Raw genomic sequence first — 15,083 nt, forward strand, 5'->3', positions numbered from 1 at the left:
GGTCGTCTCTCACACGGCCCCCCCCAACGCCTGCGCTCTCCGCCCCACACCTCTCCCCCGATCGACGGGGGAGAGGAAAGGCGCGAATTCGCCCCTTCCTCTTCTCATTCCGGAAGGGAACAGAGAAGCCTACACGTCAGCCTTGAACGTCTGCTTCTGCTGACCCAAGCCTTCAATACCAAGCTCCACCACATCACCAGCCTTCAAGAACACCGGCGGCTTCATGCCGAGGCCAACGCCGGGCGGTGTGCCGGTGGATATGATGTCGCCGGGGTGGAGCGACATGAACTGGCTGAGATAGGACACCAGATACTTGACGCCATAGACCATGGTCTTGGTCGAGCCGTTCTGCATCGTCTTGCCGTTGACCGTCAGCCACATTTTGAGGTTCTGCGGGTCGGCCACTTCGTCTTTGGTCACCAGCCATGGGCCGGTCGGGCCGAATGTGTCGCAGGACTTGCCCTTGGTCCACTGGCCCTGCCGCTCGGCCTGGAAGGCGCGCTCGGAGACGTCGTGAGCAACGCTATAGCCGGCGACATAGTCGAGGGCGTCGGCTTCGCTGACATATTTTGCGGTCTTGCCGATGACCACGGCCAGTTCGACTTCCCAGTCGGTCTTGTCAGAGCCGCGCGGGATCAGCACGTCGTCATCCGGCCCGACAATGGCCGAGCTTGCCTTCATGAAGATGATCGGCTCCGGCGGCACGATGGCGCCGGTTTCGGCGGCATGGTCGGAATAGTTGAGGCCGATGCAGATGAACTTGCCGGTGCCGGTGACGCAGGCGCCGAGGCGCGGGCTGCCGGAAACCGCCGGCAGCGACTTCGGATCGAGCTTGGCCAGATCAGCCAGCGATGCCGGATCGAGTGCCCTGCCGCCAATGTCGGTGACGTGAGCGGAGAGATCGCGGATGGTGCCGTCCGCATCGAGCAGACCTGGGCGCTCGCTTCCCACCTCGCCATAGCGCAGCAGTTTCATGCATCTTCTCCTGATTGCGGCCAACGGCCGTTTACAATTTCGCTCCGTCGCCGCGACGACGTGGTTCCTGGGCGGGCGGAACCTAGCCAGTGGATGGGGGCCGGGCAAGCGTGGATGCCACGCTTGGTGTCGGGCGAACCATCATTTTCAGACCTTCGGAACAAGGTACCGATCTTCTTGAGCGCGAACTCGTTTCCGTCTTCCGTTCAAAGCGGTCTTTTGTCCGGGCCAACTCTCGTCTTCAGTCCCTAGGGACGGCTAGATCGACCAGCCGCCGTCGATATTGTAGGCCTGTCCGGACGTATAGGTGGCGCCGGCCAGATAGACGGCGAGATCGGCGATTTCCTCCGGCGTGCCGAGCCGGCCCATCGGCTGGCGGGCGATGAAGGCGGCGCGGGCAGCATCATAGTCGCCTTGCGCGTGCATGCGGTCCTGCAGCGACGGGCTCTCGACCGTGCCGGGGCAAATGGCGTTGCAGCGTATGCCCTTGCCGACATAGTCGGCGGCGATCGCCTTGGTCAGGCCGATGACGGCGGCCTTGGTCAGACCGTAGACGAAGCGGTTGGGCACGCCCTTGGTAGAACTGGCCAGCGACGCCATGTTGATGATCGATCCGTCGCCGCGTTCCAGCATACCGGGCAGCACAGCCCGGCTGGTGCGGATCATGGCGCGGACATTGAGGTTCAGTGCGAAATCGAGATCGGCGTCCTTCATCTCCAGGATCGAGCCTGAGTGGACGAAGCCGGCGCAGTTGAACAGCACGTCGACGACACCGATCTCGGCAAAGGCGGCGTTGACGGCCTCGTCATTGAGCACGTCCAGCTTGCGGGTCTTGATGCCTGATGTCTTGGCGAGTTCAGCCAGCAGCGCCTCGTTGATGTCGGTGGCATGGACGACAGCACCTGCCTTGGCGAAGGCCAGCGCGCTCGCCTTGCCGATGCCTTGCGCCGCTGCCGTGATGACAACAACCTTGCCTGCCAGATCCGCCATGCTGTTCTCCTCATCCGCTTGGGTCGATCCGCATCTACCTGCGGCTGGCCAGGGCGTCATGTGCCAGTCACGCGCGATCATGCGGCCTGCGCCGTTGTCAGTTCACAGATAAAAATGTTTTTTCTCGTTAAAGAACATAAGTCCGGGCGTCAAGCCCGAACGCGATCACCATCGCGGCAGCCCCATGGCTCAATCGCCGTAGGGCACCCACACATTCTTCACCTCGACGGCGCGGCGCAGGAAGGCATCGCCGGCAGCTTCGTCGGATGCCCAGTCGAGGCCGCGGCCATTGCCGCTCCAGACGCGCTTGAGGTTGCCGATGGACTCGGCTTCCGCCTTGGCGCAGGTCTCGGCATCGGCGAACACCCACAGCCCGTCGACATCGTCGTGCTTGGCCAGCACGCCGGCAAGTTCGGCGCTGCGGCCGGTGACGATGTTGATGGCACCGGCAGGAACGTCGGAATATTCGATGACCTGGTAGAGATCGGTCGCCAGCAGCGGATAGCGCTCGGACGGCACCGCGACCACCGTGTTGCCCATGGCCAGCGCCGGTGCGACCAGCGAGATCAGGCCGAGCAGCGGCGCGGTATCAGGCGCGACGATGCCGACGACACCGACCGGCTCATGCAGTGCCAACGTGACAGCGCGCGCTGGCGGCTGGTGCACGCGGCCCTCGAACTTGTCGGCAAGGCCGGCATAGAGGAACAGCCGCTCTATGGACTGTTCTACTTCTTCCCGCGCGGCCTTGGCGCTGGCGCCGGTCAGCTCGGTGAGGCGGGCGGCAAACTCGGCGGCGCGGCCGGAAAGGTTCTCGGCCAGATAATAAAGCACCTGCGAGCGGTTGTAGGCGGTCGCCTCCGGCCATGCCTTGCAGGCGCGGGCGGCGGAGACGGCATCGCGAATATCCTTGCGACTGCCCAGCCCGACTTCGCCGGCAAGCTTGCCCTTGGCGGTGGCGACGGCCAGCGAGTAATTGCCGTCCGGTCGTACCTGCTTGCCGCCGATGAACAGTTTTGCCGTGCGATCTATGGTCGAGCCGTCCGCCTGCTCGACAGGCTGCGCCGAGACGGTGGCCGGCTTGATCACCGGGCCGAGCGGCAATTTCGCCGCGAGATATTCGAACATGCCCTCGCGCCCGCCCTCGCGGCCGAAACCGCTCTCGCGGTAGCCACCAAAACCACAGGCGGCATCGAACATATTGGTGCCGTTGACCCAGACGACGCCTGCCTTCAACTGCGGCGCGACATGCAGAGCGAGGTTGACGTTTTCGCTCCACACCGAAGCCGCCAGCCCATAGCGCGTGTTGTTGGCCAGCTCGATCGCTTCCTCGGTATTGCGGAAGGTCATGGTGGCCAGAACCGGGCCGAACACCTCCTCCTGCGCCAAGATATTAGCCGGCGAAACACCGGTGGCAAGCGTCGGCAGATGGTAGTGGCCGGAGGACGGCAGCGCCGCATCCGGCTGCCAGCAGACGGCGCCCTGTCTGGCGCCCTCGGCGACCAGACCCTTGACGCGGTCGAGCTGCGTGGCGTCGACCAGCGGGCCGATATCGGTGTTCTTGTCCAGCGGGCTGCCGACGCGCAGCCGGCTCATCCGCGTCTTGACCTTGGCGATCAAGGCATCGGCAATGCCTTCCTGGACCAGCAGGCGCGAGCCGGCGCAGCAGACCTGGCCCTGGTTGAACCAGATGCCGTCGACCAGGCCTTCGACTGCGCTGTCGAGATCTGCGTCCTCGAAGATGACGAAGGCCGATTTGCCGCCAAGCTCCAGCGACAGTTTCTTGCCCGAGCCGGCGGTTGCCTTGCGGATGATCTTGCCGACCTCGGAAGAGCCGGTGAAGGCGATCTTCTGGATGCCGGGGTGGTTGACAATGGCCGCACCCGCCTCAGGCCCGCCCTGGACGATATTGACAACGCCTTTCGGCACGCCGGCACGCTCGCAGATCTCGGCGAACAGGATTGATGTCAGCGGCGTGAATTCGGCCGGCTTCAGCACGACCGTGCAGCCGGCGGCGAGTGCAGGCGCGATCTTCCAGGCCAGCATCAGCAGCGGAAAATTCCACGGGATGATCTGGCCGACGACGCCGACACCCTTGTGGCCGGGGAAATCCCTGTCCAGCGCCTGCGCCCAGCCGGCATGATGGATGAAATGGCGGATCGCCAGCGGCACGTCGATGTCGCGGCTTTCGCGGATCGGCTTGCCATTGTCGATTGTCTCCAGCACCGCGAACAGGCGCTGATGGCGCTGCATGGCACGGCCAATGGCATAAAGCACCTTGGCGCGCTGATAGCCGGAGGACGCCGACCACTTCGGCAGCGCCTTGGCGGCGGCCGCAACCGCCGCGTCGATATCGGCGGCACTGGCGTCGGACACTTTCGCCAGCAGCTTGCCGGATGACGGCTCGCTGGTCTCGAAAGTCTTGCCGCCGGACGCTGCTTTCCAGGCGCTGTCGATGAACAGCGCCTTGCCGAAATCGCGCGCGGCAAGCCAGGCATCGGCCTCGTTGCGGGCTTCCGGCGCCGGGCCGTAGTCCATGGCGTGATAGCGGTCGAGAATGTTCATTGGGCTCCTCCTTCACCCTCCCCCTTGTGGGGAGGGTCGATCGGCAAAAGCCGATCGGGGGGGGGGTAAAGGCTCACGCCATCGCGTGGCGATGATTGGCCGAATAGTGACCGGTCAGATGATGTTCGAGCTGCCGCTCGATGTCGGTCAAGAGACTCGACGCGCCGAAGCGAAACAGCTCGGGCTCCAGCCATGGCCGGCCGAGCTCCTCCTTCATCAGAACCAGCCAGTCGAGCGAGGCCTTGGCCGTGGAAATGCCGCCGGCCGGCTTGAAGCCGATGAGGTAGCCGGTCTCCTCGAAATAGGCCCTGATGGCACGCACCATGGCGAGCCCGACGGGCAGCGTCGCGTTGACGCTTTCCTTGCCGGTCGAGGTCTTGATGAAATCGGCGCCCGCCATCATCGCCACCATCGAGGCCAGCATGACATTGCGCAGCGTCGCGAGGTCGCCCGTGCCGAGGATGACCTTCAGATGCGCATCGCCGCAGGCGGCGCGCATCGAGACGATTTCATTGTAAAGTTCCCGCCACTTGGCGCCGAACACCAGGCCGCGCGGGATGACGACATCGATCTCGTCGGCGCCGTCGCGGACCGAGGCCTCGATCTCCTGCAGGCGGGTCGACAGCGGCGCAAGGCCATGCGGGAAGGCGGTGGAGACAGCGGCGACATGGATGCCGGTGCCGCGCACCGCATCGACGGCGGTGGCGACGAAGGGATGGTAGACGCAGACGGCCGCCGGGCGGATGGTTTCACCAGAAATGCCGAGGCCCTCGACGATGTCGCGGCGGAACGGATTGATCGCCTTGGCGCAGAGCCGGCGCACGCGCTCCTCGGTGTCGTTGGAATTCAGCGTCGTCAAATCCATGCAAGCGACAGCGCGCAGCAACCAGGCCGCCTGGTTGTCGGCCTTGATCGAGCGCCGCTTGGTCAGGCTGGCGACGCGCCGTTCCAGCGCCGAACGGTTGACGCTGCGCACCGATTCCATGAAGCCGAGGTCGAGCTTCATGCCTGGATTGCGCGCAATACAATGGTCGTGCGGGACGGGGGTATTGGCGGCGTTACGCGCGGGCAGCGGCGTCACCTTGGTGCCAAGATCGGCTTCGCGGATTGTGCTGCTCATCTCCTGCCCTTTCATTCAGCGACATGCGCTTATGTCTTGGTGCGCGTCGTTTTCCCAAAACCGCTCGACACTTTTGGGCGACACGCACGAAGATAGCCCGCGAAGTCATACTTCACGAGTCCTTTGGGCCGTCATAGCTGAAAAAGGCTACGGGAGCAGCTGATTTTTGACCGCATGGTCAAAATGTAGATTCAAGATGCGGTCGCTTGGGCTCAGCCAACGAAGGCGCGCTCGACCACGAACGTCGCCGGATGATGCAGCGAGCCTTCTTCGAAGCCGAGGCTTTCGGCCAGCTCCTTGACATCCTTGAGCATGTGCATCGAGCCGCAGATCATGATGCGGTCCGTTTCCGGATTGAGCTTCTCGATGCCGAGATCGGTGTAGAACTTGCCGGAGCCGATCAGCGCGGTGATGCGGCCCATGCGTGCCGACTCTTCCTGGGTCGTCGAATTGTAGAGCGTGACGCGGCCGCCGGTCAGTTCGCCGATCAGCGGGTCGCTTTCCAGCGCCGCCACCAGATCCTGGCCGTAGGTCAGTTCCGCATTGTCGCGGCATGTGTGGGTCAGGATCACCTGCTCGAAATTCTCGTAGGTGTCGGGGTCGCGCAGCAGGCTGGCGAAGGGCGCGATGCCGGTGCCGGTCGAGATCATGAACAGCCGCTTGGCCGGGGTCAGCGCGTCGACCACCAGTGTGCCGGTCGACTTCTGGCGCATGATGACCGTGTCGCCGACCTGGATCTTCTGCAGCTCCGAGGTCAGCGGGCCGTCCGGCACCTTGATCGAGAAGAATTCCAGCTCTTCGTCCCAGGCCGGGCTTGCCACCGAATAGGCGCGGTACACCGGCTTCTCGGCATTGGGCAGGCCGATCATGACGAACTCGCCGGAGCGGAAGCGCAGCGACTGCGGACGGGTGATACGGAACGAGAACAGCCGATCGGTGTAGTGCTTCACCGAAACGACTGTTTCGGCATAGACATTGGCCGGAATCGGGAACTGCAGCGGGCGAGCACCGGCGGTGTTGAGCGCGGATGTGGTGTTCATCAAATCCAACCTTCTGGCCCAACTGCGGATGTGGGCGCCAAACCTTCACCTGCGCGCCCGAACCATTCAGGTCCCGGCGTGCTGTTTGCACACTCCAAAGCGGCAAGCTCTTGTGTCCCGAATTTATTAGTATACAAACGATATTTGCGTCAAGATGCTCGCTTAAAACAGCTTTCCAAACTGACGCATATCCGTAGTCCGCGCATTTCGGGTTTCGACGATGGAAGAGAATTTTTCGGCGCAAGCGCATGATTCCCTGGGAAATGTCGTTGCCGGTATCGACGTTGGCGGCACCTTCACCGACCTGCTCCTGATCGACGGGCGCGACGGTGGCAGGGTGTATCTAGCCAAGACTCCGACCACGGTCGACAACCAGGCCTTCGGCGTCGTTTCGGCACTCGGCGCCACCGGATTTGCCATCGACGGCATCGATCTCATCGTGCATGGCACGACCACCACCACCAATGCGGTGCTCGAGCGCCGGCTGGCGAAAACCGGCATGATCACCACGCGCGGTTTTCGCGATGTGATCGAGCTTGGCCGGCGGACACGGCCGCAGGCCTATGGCATGACCGGCAGCTTCATGCCGATCATCCCGCGCAATCTCAGGCTCGAAGTCTCGGAGCGCGTCGAAGCGTCGGGCGCGATACGCACGCCGCTTGACGAAGCGGAAATGCGCGAGGCGGTAAAGACGCTGATCGCGGCCGGCTGCGAATCCCTCGTCATCCATTTTCTGCATTCCTACGCCAACCCGACGCATGAGCGCCGCGCCGCCCAAATTGCCGCCGAATTCTGGCCGAACGGCTACATCACGGCGGGCCATGCGCTGCTGTCGGAAGCGCGCGAATTCGAGCGCGGCGTCACCGCCTCGATCAACGCCTCGGTACAGCCGATCCTCGAGCGCTATGTCGAGCGGCTGCGCAAGGAACTGGGGGCAAAAGGCTATGCCCGCGACTTCCTGATCATGAACGGCAATGGCGGCATGATCTCGGCCCGCTTCGTCACACGTGAATCGGCCAAGACCGTCATGTCCGGTCCGGCCTCGGGCGTCATCGCCGCCGCCTATACAGGTAAGCGCGCCGGCTTCGAAAACCTAGTCACCTATGACATGGGCGGCACCTCCACCGACGTGGCGCTGATCCGCAATGCGGAGCCGGCTGTGTCGAACGAGATCGAGATCGAATACGCGATGCCGATCCATGTGCCGATGGTGGCGGTGCACACGGTCGGCGCCGGCGGTGGCTCGATCGCCCGCGTCGATGCGGCCGGCCTGATCCAGATCGGTCCGGAAAGCGCCGGCGCCAATCCCGGCCCGATTTGTTACGGGCGCGGCGGCCTCGAGCCGACCATCACCGACGCCAACCTGGTGCTCGGCCGGCTGGCGCCGAAGAAGCTGCTGGCGGTCGAAAACCCGGTCACATCAGAGCGCGTCACCGGCATTTTCGAGGACAAGATCGGCAAGGCGACCGGCCTGTCCGGCGTCGAGGCGGCGGGCGCGGTGCTGCGGCTCGGCAACATGAAGATGGCCGGGGCCATCCGCATGGTCTCGGTATCGCGTGGCCACGACCCGCGCGACTTCGCGCTGTTCGCCTTTGGCGGCGCCGGCCCGCTGCATGCCACCGCCCTGGCGCGCGAGCTCGGTCTGCCCAAGGTGCTGGTGCCGGCACGGCCCGGTATCACCAACGCGCTCGGCTGCGTCGTCGCCGATCTGCGCCACGACTTTGTCAACACGATCAATCAGCCTGTCGCGGTGCTCGACCAAGCCCAGCTTCACGCTGTATTGGAACGGCACCGAAACGAAGGTGCGGAGCTGATTGGCAAGGAAGCGGTGAAGCCTGAGACGATCCGCGTCACGCACTCCGCCGATATGCAGTTCGTCGGCCAGACCCACATCATCAACGTGCCGCTGCCATCGTCATCGGTGACGCGGGCGACGCTGCAGCAGCTGTTCGAAAAGGCATATTTCGCCCGCTTCAAGGTCGAATTGCCGGAAATCCGCGCCAACCTCGTCAACCTCAACACCTCGGTGACCGGCGTGCGCCCGGCGATCGACCTTTCCCGCCTGATCGACCCGGGCGGGCGTGCCAAAACGCTGGATGAGGCGCGGCGCGAGATCCGGCCGGTCTGGTACGCCGGCCAATGGCACGACACACCGGTGTATGCGCGTGAAAAGCTGCCGCTTGACGCGGTCATCGAAGGCCCGGCGATCCTCGAACAGATGGACGCCACCACCGTGCTCGAACCCGGCGACCGCGCCCGCTGCGACGCCGACGGCAACATCATCATCGACATTGGCGAGTCCTGATATGGCAAAACTCGACGCCATCACCCTTTCGGTCCTCCAGGCGGCGCTGCAGCAGGTCTGCGACGAGATGGACCTGACCTTTTCGCGCGCCGCCTTCTCGCCCGTGATCGCCGAGGCCAACGACCGCTCCGACGGCATCTATTCGGCCGTCGATGGCTCGCTGATCGCGCAGGGCAGCCAGGGCTTGCCGGTGTTCGTCGGCGTCATGCAGTATTCGACCAAAACGGTGATCGAGATGATTGCCGACGGCCGCTGCTTGGCCCCCGAGCCGGGAGACATCTATATCGTCAACGACCCCTATCTCGGCGGCACCCATTTGATGGACGTGCGCTTCGCCATGCCGGTCTACCGGGACGGCAAGATTTTCTGCTGGCTGTCCAACACCGGCCATTGGCCCGATATTGGCGGTTCGGTGCCGGGCGGGTTTTCCGCGTCGGCGACCGCGGTCGAGCAGGAAGGCCTGCGGTTGCCGCCGGTGAAACTGTTCAAGAAGGGTGTGCTCGATCCGGAGATCTACGCCATCATCTGCTCCAACATCCGCGTTGCCGATCAGCGCATCGGCGACATCAGGGCCCAGGCGGCCGCATTGCTGATCGGCCAGGACCGGCTCAACGGAATCCTGGATCGCTACGGTGACGAAACTGTTGTCGAGGCGATTGCCGAATTGCGTCGCCGCGCCGCCGAACAGATGCGCGCCAACATAGCGGCCATTCCCGACGGCACTTACCATTCGAAGGCGTTTGTCGATTCCGACGGGGTGGTCAACGAGCCTTTGACCATTGCGCTCGCCGTCGAGAAACAGGGCGACACGCTGACCTTCGAGTTCACCGGCTCGTCAAAACCCTGCGCCGGACCGATGAACAGCGTGCTGGCGACCACTTTGTCGTCCGTCTATCTGGCCATGCGTCACATTTTCCCGGATGTGCCGATCAGCGCTGGCGCGTTTGAGCCGCTGATCGTCAAGCCGCCGGAAGGCACGTTCCTCGACGCGAAATACCCGCGCCCTGTCTCGGGCTGCGCCGCCGAAGTGTCGCAGCGTATCGCCGAAGCGGTGTTCGCGGCCATGGTGCAGGCGTTGCCGGAGAAGGTGACGGCCGCCCCCGCCGGCTCCAGCGGCAATTTCGCGCTTGGCGGCAACGATCCGGCGCGCGACCGCGACTACGTCATGTATCAGATCTCCGGCGGCGGCTATGGCGGCAATTCAGGCCATGATGGGCTGACCAATGGCTGCTCGACCATCGGCATTTCCAAATCGCCGCCGGTCGAGATCATGGAACAGGCCTTTCCGGTACTCTACCGCCACTACGCCTTGCGCGAAGGCTCGGGCGGCGCCGGCAAGCATCGCGGCGGTTTTGGCCTCGCCTATGAGGTCGAGATCCTGCGCGGTGATGCGCGCGCCTCCTTCGTCATGGATCACGGCCGTTTCGGCCCGCAAGGCGCACTCGGCGGCAAGGACGGCGCGGTCAACACCGTGACCGTTTTCCGCAACGGCGAGGAACACGTGCCGGCACATCTCTCCAAGGAGCAGGATATCGCGCTCAAGGCCGGCGACCGCGTATGCGTCGGCACGCCGGGCGGCGGCGGCTATGGCGATCCGCGTGAGCGCGATCCCGATCTGGTGCTGCGCGACGTGGCGCTGGGCTACTACACGTCAGAGGAAGCCAGCGAAAAATTTGGGGTGGTCTTGTCGGCAGGCGAACTCGCCATCGACCGGAAAGCGACGGACAAGCAGCGCGCCGGCTGACACACCGCCAATTGCAACGGCGTTCGATCCGCCGTGATCGGCGCAAGGCATGTCGTTTCCGTCTCTGCTGACGATGCAAAAGCTCGTATTTTTCCCGTCGGCAAACAATGGAGACTTCGTTGGCTGAGCGGCGCTCCCCCTTCTATAGCAGCATCGTCGGACTGGGCGCGACCATGGGTCGGGTCGGCGGCGATTTCATCTCGGCCAAATATTACTCCGGCATTGCCGACGAGCATCTGAACACCCGCAGAAATGTCGGCGTGCAGGATCTCAGCACGATGGGCAAGATGGACATCAAGGGGCCGGATGCCGAGGCGCTGGTCAACCATGTCATCGTCAATGACGCCGCCGCCATGAAACCGGGCCAGGTACGTTATTCCACCGTCTGCCGCGAGGATGGTGGCATCACGGATGACCTCACCGTGTTCCGGTTGGCGCCGGAGCATTTCATGCTGGTCACCGGCTCCGTCAACCGCCTCAAGATGCTGCCCTGGCTGTTGCATCATGCGCAGGGGCGCAAGGCCTATGTCACCGACATCACAGCTGCGATCGCTTTCCCGACCATCCAGGGACCGCGCTCGCGCGATCTGCTGAAGGCGCTGGTTGCGGATGCAGATCTGGATGGGTTGAAGCGCTGGTCGTTCACGTCAGGCCATATCAACGGCACGCGGGTGCTGATCTCGCGCACCGGCGTCACCGGCGAACTTGGCTTCGAACTGTTCATACCGGCCGACGAGGCAGCCTCCGTCTGGGAGGCACTGATGCGTACCGGTCGTGACTTTGGCCTGAAGCCTTACGGCGTGCTGGCGATGTTCACGCTCGGGCTGGAAAAGGCCTATCCGGCGCATGGCATCGACATGGACGAGAGGCGCACGCCGTTCCATGTCGGCCTCGACCGCTGGATCAAGTTCGACAAGGGCGATTTCGTCGGCCGCGAAGCGCTGCTCAAGGTCCGCGACAAGGGCCTTGACGAGCAATGGGTCGGGCTGATCCTCGACGGTGACAGGCCGGCCGCGACCGACGCCAGGGTCCTGGCCGATGGCGAGGACGCCGGTGTGGTCACCTACAGTGACCACGGTTATTCCCTCGGGAAGGTGCTGGCCACGGCGCATCTGCGGCTGCCCTTTGCTGCCCTCGGCACAGAACTCAGCATCGACATCGATGGCAGGCCGACACGCGCGGTCGTGGCGCAGATCCCGTTCTTCGATCCGGAGGGGGTTAGGTTGCGCGGCTAGACGCTTGGCCGGCGGGCCGCGGACCTTCGCGATTAGCTAAAACGCGCTCATCGCTTCGTCATCCACGGGCGAAGCAAGGAGCGTAGCGACGCAGCGCAGACCCGAGGATCCATGCCGCGACTCCAACGCGTCACCACGGTGCAGAATTCTGCTCGGCTGCGTTCCACGACTAAGGTCGCGGCATGGATCCTCGGGTCTCCGCGACGTCGCTTCGCTCCTGCTTCGCCCGTGGATGACGAAGTCGTGGGGCCTCGCCCCCATCCTGTCCGAGCCTAATTAGCGGGCTCACCCCCTCCGGTCCAGCCTCGCCACCAGACGATCCCCTACCCACTGGATGCCGCAGACCAGGATGATCAGCACGATCACCACGGCGATCATCACCGAGGTCTCAAAGCGCTGGTAGCCATAGCGGATGGCGAGGTCGCCGAGGCCGCCGGCGCCGATGGCGCCGGCCATGGCCGACGCGCCGATCAGCGTCACCAGCGTGACCGTGAAGCCGGCGACGATGCCGGGCAGGGCTTCGGGCACCAGCACCTCGCGGATGATCGTCCAGCGGTTGCCGCCCATGGCGCGCGCCGCCTCGATCAGGCCGTGGTCGACCTCGCGCAGCGACACTTCGGCGATGCGCGCATAGTAGGGCGTGGCTGCGATCGACAGCGGCACGATCGCCGCCCATGTGCCGATCGAGGTGCCGACGATCAGTCGCGTCACCGGGATCAGTGCCACCAGAAGGATGATGAAAGGCACCGAGCGGAAGCCGTTGATGACGGCGCCGAGCGCCCGGTTCACCCATAGGCTCTCGGCAATGCCGCCGCGTTCGGTGGCGATCAATGCGAGCCCGAGCGGCAGGCCGAACACCAGTGAGATGAAGCCGGAGGCGGCGGTCATCAGCACGGTTTCCCAGATCGAACGCAGCAGAAGCTCAAACAGGACTGGCGACATGGCCAAGCACCTCCACCCGCGCCTGGCGGGCCTTCAGGAATGTGATGATTTCGGCGAGATGGGTTGCATCGCTGCCGGGAACAGAAAGGAACAGTGTGCCGACGGGCTGCTGCTGGATATGGTCGATGCCGCCATGGACGAGGCGGAAAGAGCCTGGAACAGCAGTGGCAAGATCGGACAGCAGCGGGCCGCTTGCCGCCTCGCCAGCCACGTCGACGCGCAGGATCGTCTCGGCGCCGGCCGCGGGCAGCAGCCGGGCTGTCAGCTCGGCCGGCAGTTGCGGCCTGATGGCGCCAAGCAGGCTTCTGGTGACGTCCGAGCGCGGGTCGGCGAACACCGACCAGACCGGGCCTTCCTCGACGATGCGCCCGGCATCGATCACCGCCACGCGGTCGGCGATCGAGCGGATCACCTCCATCTCGTGGGTGATCAGCAGGATGGTCAGGCCGAGCTGCCGGTTGATATCCTTGAGCAGCGCGAGGATCGACCGCGTCGTCTCCGGGTCGAGTGCCGAGGTCGCCTCGTCCGACAGCAGCAGCGCTGGCCGTGCGGCGAGCGCCCGGGCGATGCCGACACGCTGCTTCTGGCCGCCCGACAGCGACGCCGGATAGGCTTTTGCTTTCTCGGACAGGCCGACGAGATCGAGCAGTTCGGCGGCGCGTGCCAGTCGTTCGGCTTTGGGACGCCCTTCGATCTTCAGCGGCAGCGCCACATTGTCCTCGACCGTCTTGGCCGACAGCAGGTTGAAATGCTGGAAGATCATGCCGATGCGCCGCCGCAGCGGCTGCAGGTCGCGCTCGCCGAGCCGGCTGATCTCGCGGCCTTCGATGAACACCTCGCCGGAATCTGGCCGCTCCAACCCGTTCAGGCAGCGGATCAGCGTCGATTTGCCGGCGCCGCTGCGGCCGATGATGCCGAGGATCTCGCCCTTGCGCACGGTCAGCGAGATGCCGTCGAGCGCCGCCGTCACACCGAAGCGGCGCTTCAGATCGACAAGGCGCACGACGTCCTGAGACGCACCGGGCCGGGCATGGGTCGGATCGGCGGTCTCCCCGGATGCCGTGATATGCTGGTTCATGAATGTTCCTGTTCTCGAAAACGCAATCGCGGCCCGCGCCTGGGCGCGGACCGCTGTTGCTCTCGAACCGGGCTTCCGGCCGAGGATCGGATCAATAGGCGCTGAGGCCGGTGCCCTTGTAGACCTTGTCGAACTCGGCCTTCACAGCCTCGTTCTGATAGGAGGCCACCAGCGTCTTCACCCAGGCCTCGTTTTCATTGCCGGCCTTCACCGCGATGAAGTTGCGGTAGGGGTTGTCGGCAATGGGCTCCTGTGCGATCCGGTTTTCCGGCGTCAGGCCGCTTTTCAGCGCCCAGTCAGTGTTGACCACGGCGGCGTCGAGATCCTCTACCGAGCGGCCGACGATGCCGGCGTCGAGTTCCTTGATCACCACCTTCTTCGCATTCTCGGCGATGTCGGCGGTGGTGGCCAGAATGCCGGTGCCGTCCTTCAGTTTGATCACGCCCTCGTTCTGCAGCACGCGCAGCGCCCGGCCTTCGTTGGACGGGTCATTCGGCACGCCGATGACCGCGCCCTCGGGCAGGTCGGCGACCTTGGTGTACTTCTTCGAGTAGAGGCCGATCGGCCAGACGCCGGTGTAGCCGACGCGGACGATGTGATAGCCTTGCGTCTTGATCTGGTTGTCGAGATAGGGCTGGTGCTGGAAGGCGTTGGCGTCGATCTCGCCCCGCTCCAGCGCCTCGTTGGGCTGGGTATAGTCGTTGAACACCACGGTCTCGATGGCGAGGCCCTTTTCGGCCGCCTGGGCGACGACGACGCGCCAGACATCCTCATCCTCGCCGCTGATGATGCCGACCTTGATCGCCTTCTTGTCTTCGGCGAACGACGCATTGGGCGCCATCAGGCTGCCGATCGCGACGGCCGAGGCAAACAGCAGAGCAAGGCCACTGCGCCGGTTGAGGGGTGACCAAAGGGAAGATGGCAAAGTGTCTTTGAAGTCGGTCATGATTGATCTCTGCGGTTGTGAAGTCATGCGGCCAAGCCGACTGCCTAGCCTTGGTTACATCGTCAGAAATTCTATCGATTATATCAAAGAACGTGTTTCGCCGTTCTCGTCAAAGCCGGGAATATTCTCTCAAAAATTTCAACGAA

At 64.2% G+C, this 15,083-nt stretch carries 11 protein-coding genes; 3 read left to right on the forward strand and 8 right to left on the reverse strand.

The annotated features are described in order from the left end of the window. Nucleotides 1-129 precede the first annotated feature (129 nt). From NKJ06_RS23290 to NKJ06_RS23310, 5 genes are all read right to left on the reverse strand, one after another. Entirely contained in the window at nt 130-975 is an 846-nt protein-coding gene (locus NKJ06_RS23290; protein WP_352810750.1) for a fumarylacetoacetate hydrolase family protein, read from the reverse strand. 258 nt (nt 976-1,233) lie between these two features. Further along, complete coding sequence (locus tag NKJ06_RS23295) at nt 1,234-1,965, reverse strand: SDR family oxidoreductase (protein ID WP_352634288.1); 732 nt, start codon at nt 1,963-1,965, stop codon at nt 1,234-1,236. A gap of 189 nt (nt 1,966-2,154) precedes the next feature. Continuing rightward, nucleotides 2,155-4,527: an aldehyde dehydrogenase family protein gene (locus NKJ06_RS23300; protein ID WP_352810752.1), complete on the reverse strand. Its 2,373-nt coding sequence runs from the start codon at nt 4,525-4,527 to the stop codon at nt 2,155-2,157. A gap of 73 nt (nt 4,528-4,600) precedes the next feature. Beyond that, a complete protein-coding gene (gene deoC / locus NKJ06_RS23305; RefSeq protein ID WP_352810753.1) occupies nt 4,601-5,647 on the reverse strand; it encodes a deoxyribose-phosphate aldolase in 1,047 nt (348 codons plus the stop codon). A 212-nt stretch (nt 5,648-5,859) separates the two neighbouring features. Continuing rightward, the gene (locus NKJ06_RS23310; RefSeq protein ID WP_352810755.1) at nt 5,860-6,687 is read right to left on the reverse strand and encodes a ferredoxin--NADP reductase; all 828 of its coding nucleotides are present in this window, start codon (nt 6,685-6,687) and stop codon (nt 5,860-5,862) included. Nucleotides 6,688-6,907: 220 nt separating this feature from the next. On the opposite strand from NKJ06_RS23310, the gene NKJ06_RS23315 reads away from it, so the two are divergent. From NKJ06_RS23315 to NKJ06_RS23325, 3 genes are all read left to right on the forward strand, one after another. Continuing rightward, nucleotides 6,908-8,992, forward strand: a complete 2,085-nt coding sequence (locus NKJ06_RS23315; RefSeq protein ID WP_352810756.1) for a hydantoinase/oxoprolinase family protein — start codon at nt 6,908-6,910, stop codon at nt 8,990-8,992. A 1-nt stretch (nt 8,993) separates the two neighbouring features. Next, on the forward strand, nt 8,994-10,736 hold the full coding sequence (locus NKJ06_RS23320; RefSeq protein ID WP_352810757.1) for a hydantoinase B/oxoprolinase family protein: 1,743 nt from the start codon (nt 8,994-8,996) through the stop codon (nt 10,734-10,736). Nucleotides 10,737-10,855: 119 nt separating this feature from the next. Next, entirely contained in the window at nt 10,856-11,971 is a 1,116-nt protein-coding gene (locus NKJ06_RS23325) for an aminomethyl transferase family protein (RefSeq protein WP_352810758.1), read from the forward strand. 285 nt (nt 11,972-12,256) lie between these two features. Here the strand turns inward: NKJ06_RS23325 and NKJ06_RS23330 are convergent, their stop codons facing one another. From NKJ06_RS23330 to NKJ06_RS23340, 3 genes are all read right to left on the reverse strand, one after another. After that, entirely contained in the window at nt 12,257-12,913 is a 657-nt protein-coding gene (locus NKJ06_RS23330; RefSeq protein ID WP_352634274.1) for a methionine ABC transporter permease, read from the reverse strand. Then, nucleotides 12,894-13,991: a methionine ABC transporter ATP-binding protein gene (locus NKJ06_RS23335; protein ID WP_352634272.1), complete on the reverse strand. Its 1,098-nt coding sequence runs from the start codon at nt 13,989-13,991 to the stop codon at nt 12,894-12,896. Before NKJ06_RS23335 ends, NKJ06_RS23330 begins: the two co-directional genes overlap by 20 nt. Nucleotides 13,992-14,082: 91 nt before the next feature. Continuing rightward, complete coding sequence (locus NKJ06_RS23340) at nt 14,083-14,937, reverse strand: MetQ/NlpA family lipoprotein (protein WP_352634270.1); 855 nt, start codon at nt 14,935-14,937, stop codon at nt 14,083-14,085. Nucleotides 14,938-15,083: the final 146 nt, after the last annotated feature.

Origin of the sequence: Mesorhizobium sp. M0293 (genome assembly GCF_040321735.1) — a bacterium.
Taxonomy (GTDB): Bacteria; Pseudomonadota; Alphaproteobacteria; order Rhizobiales; family Rhizobiaceae; genus Mesorhizobium.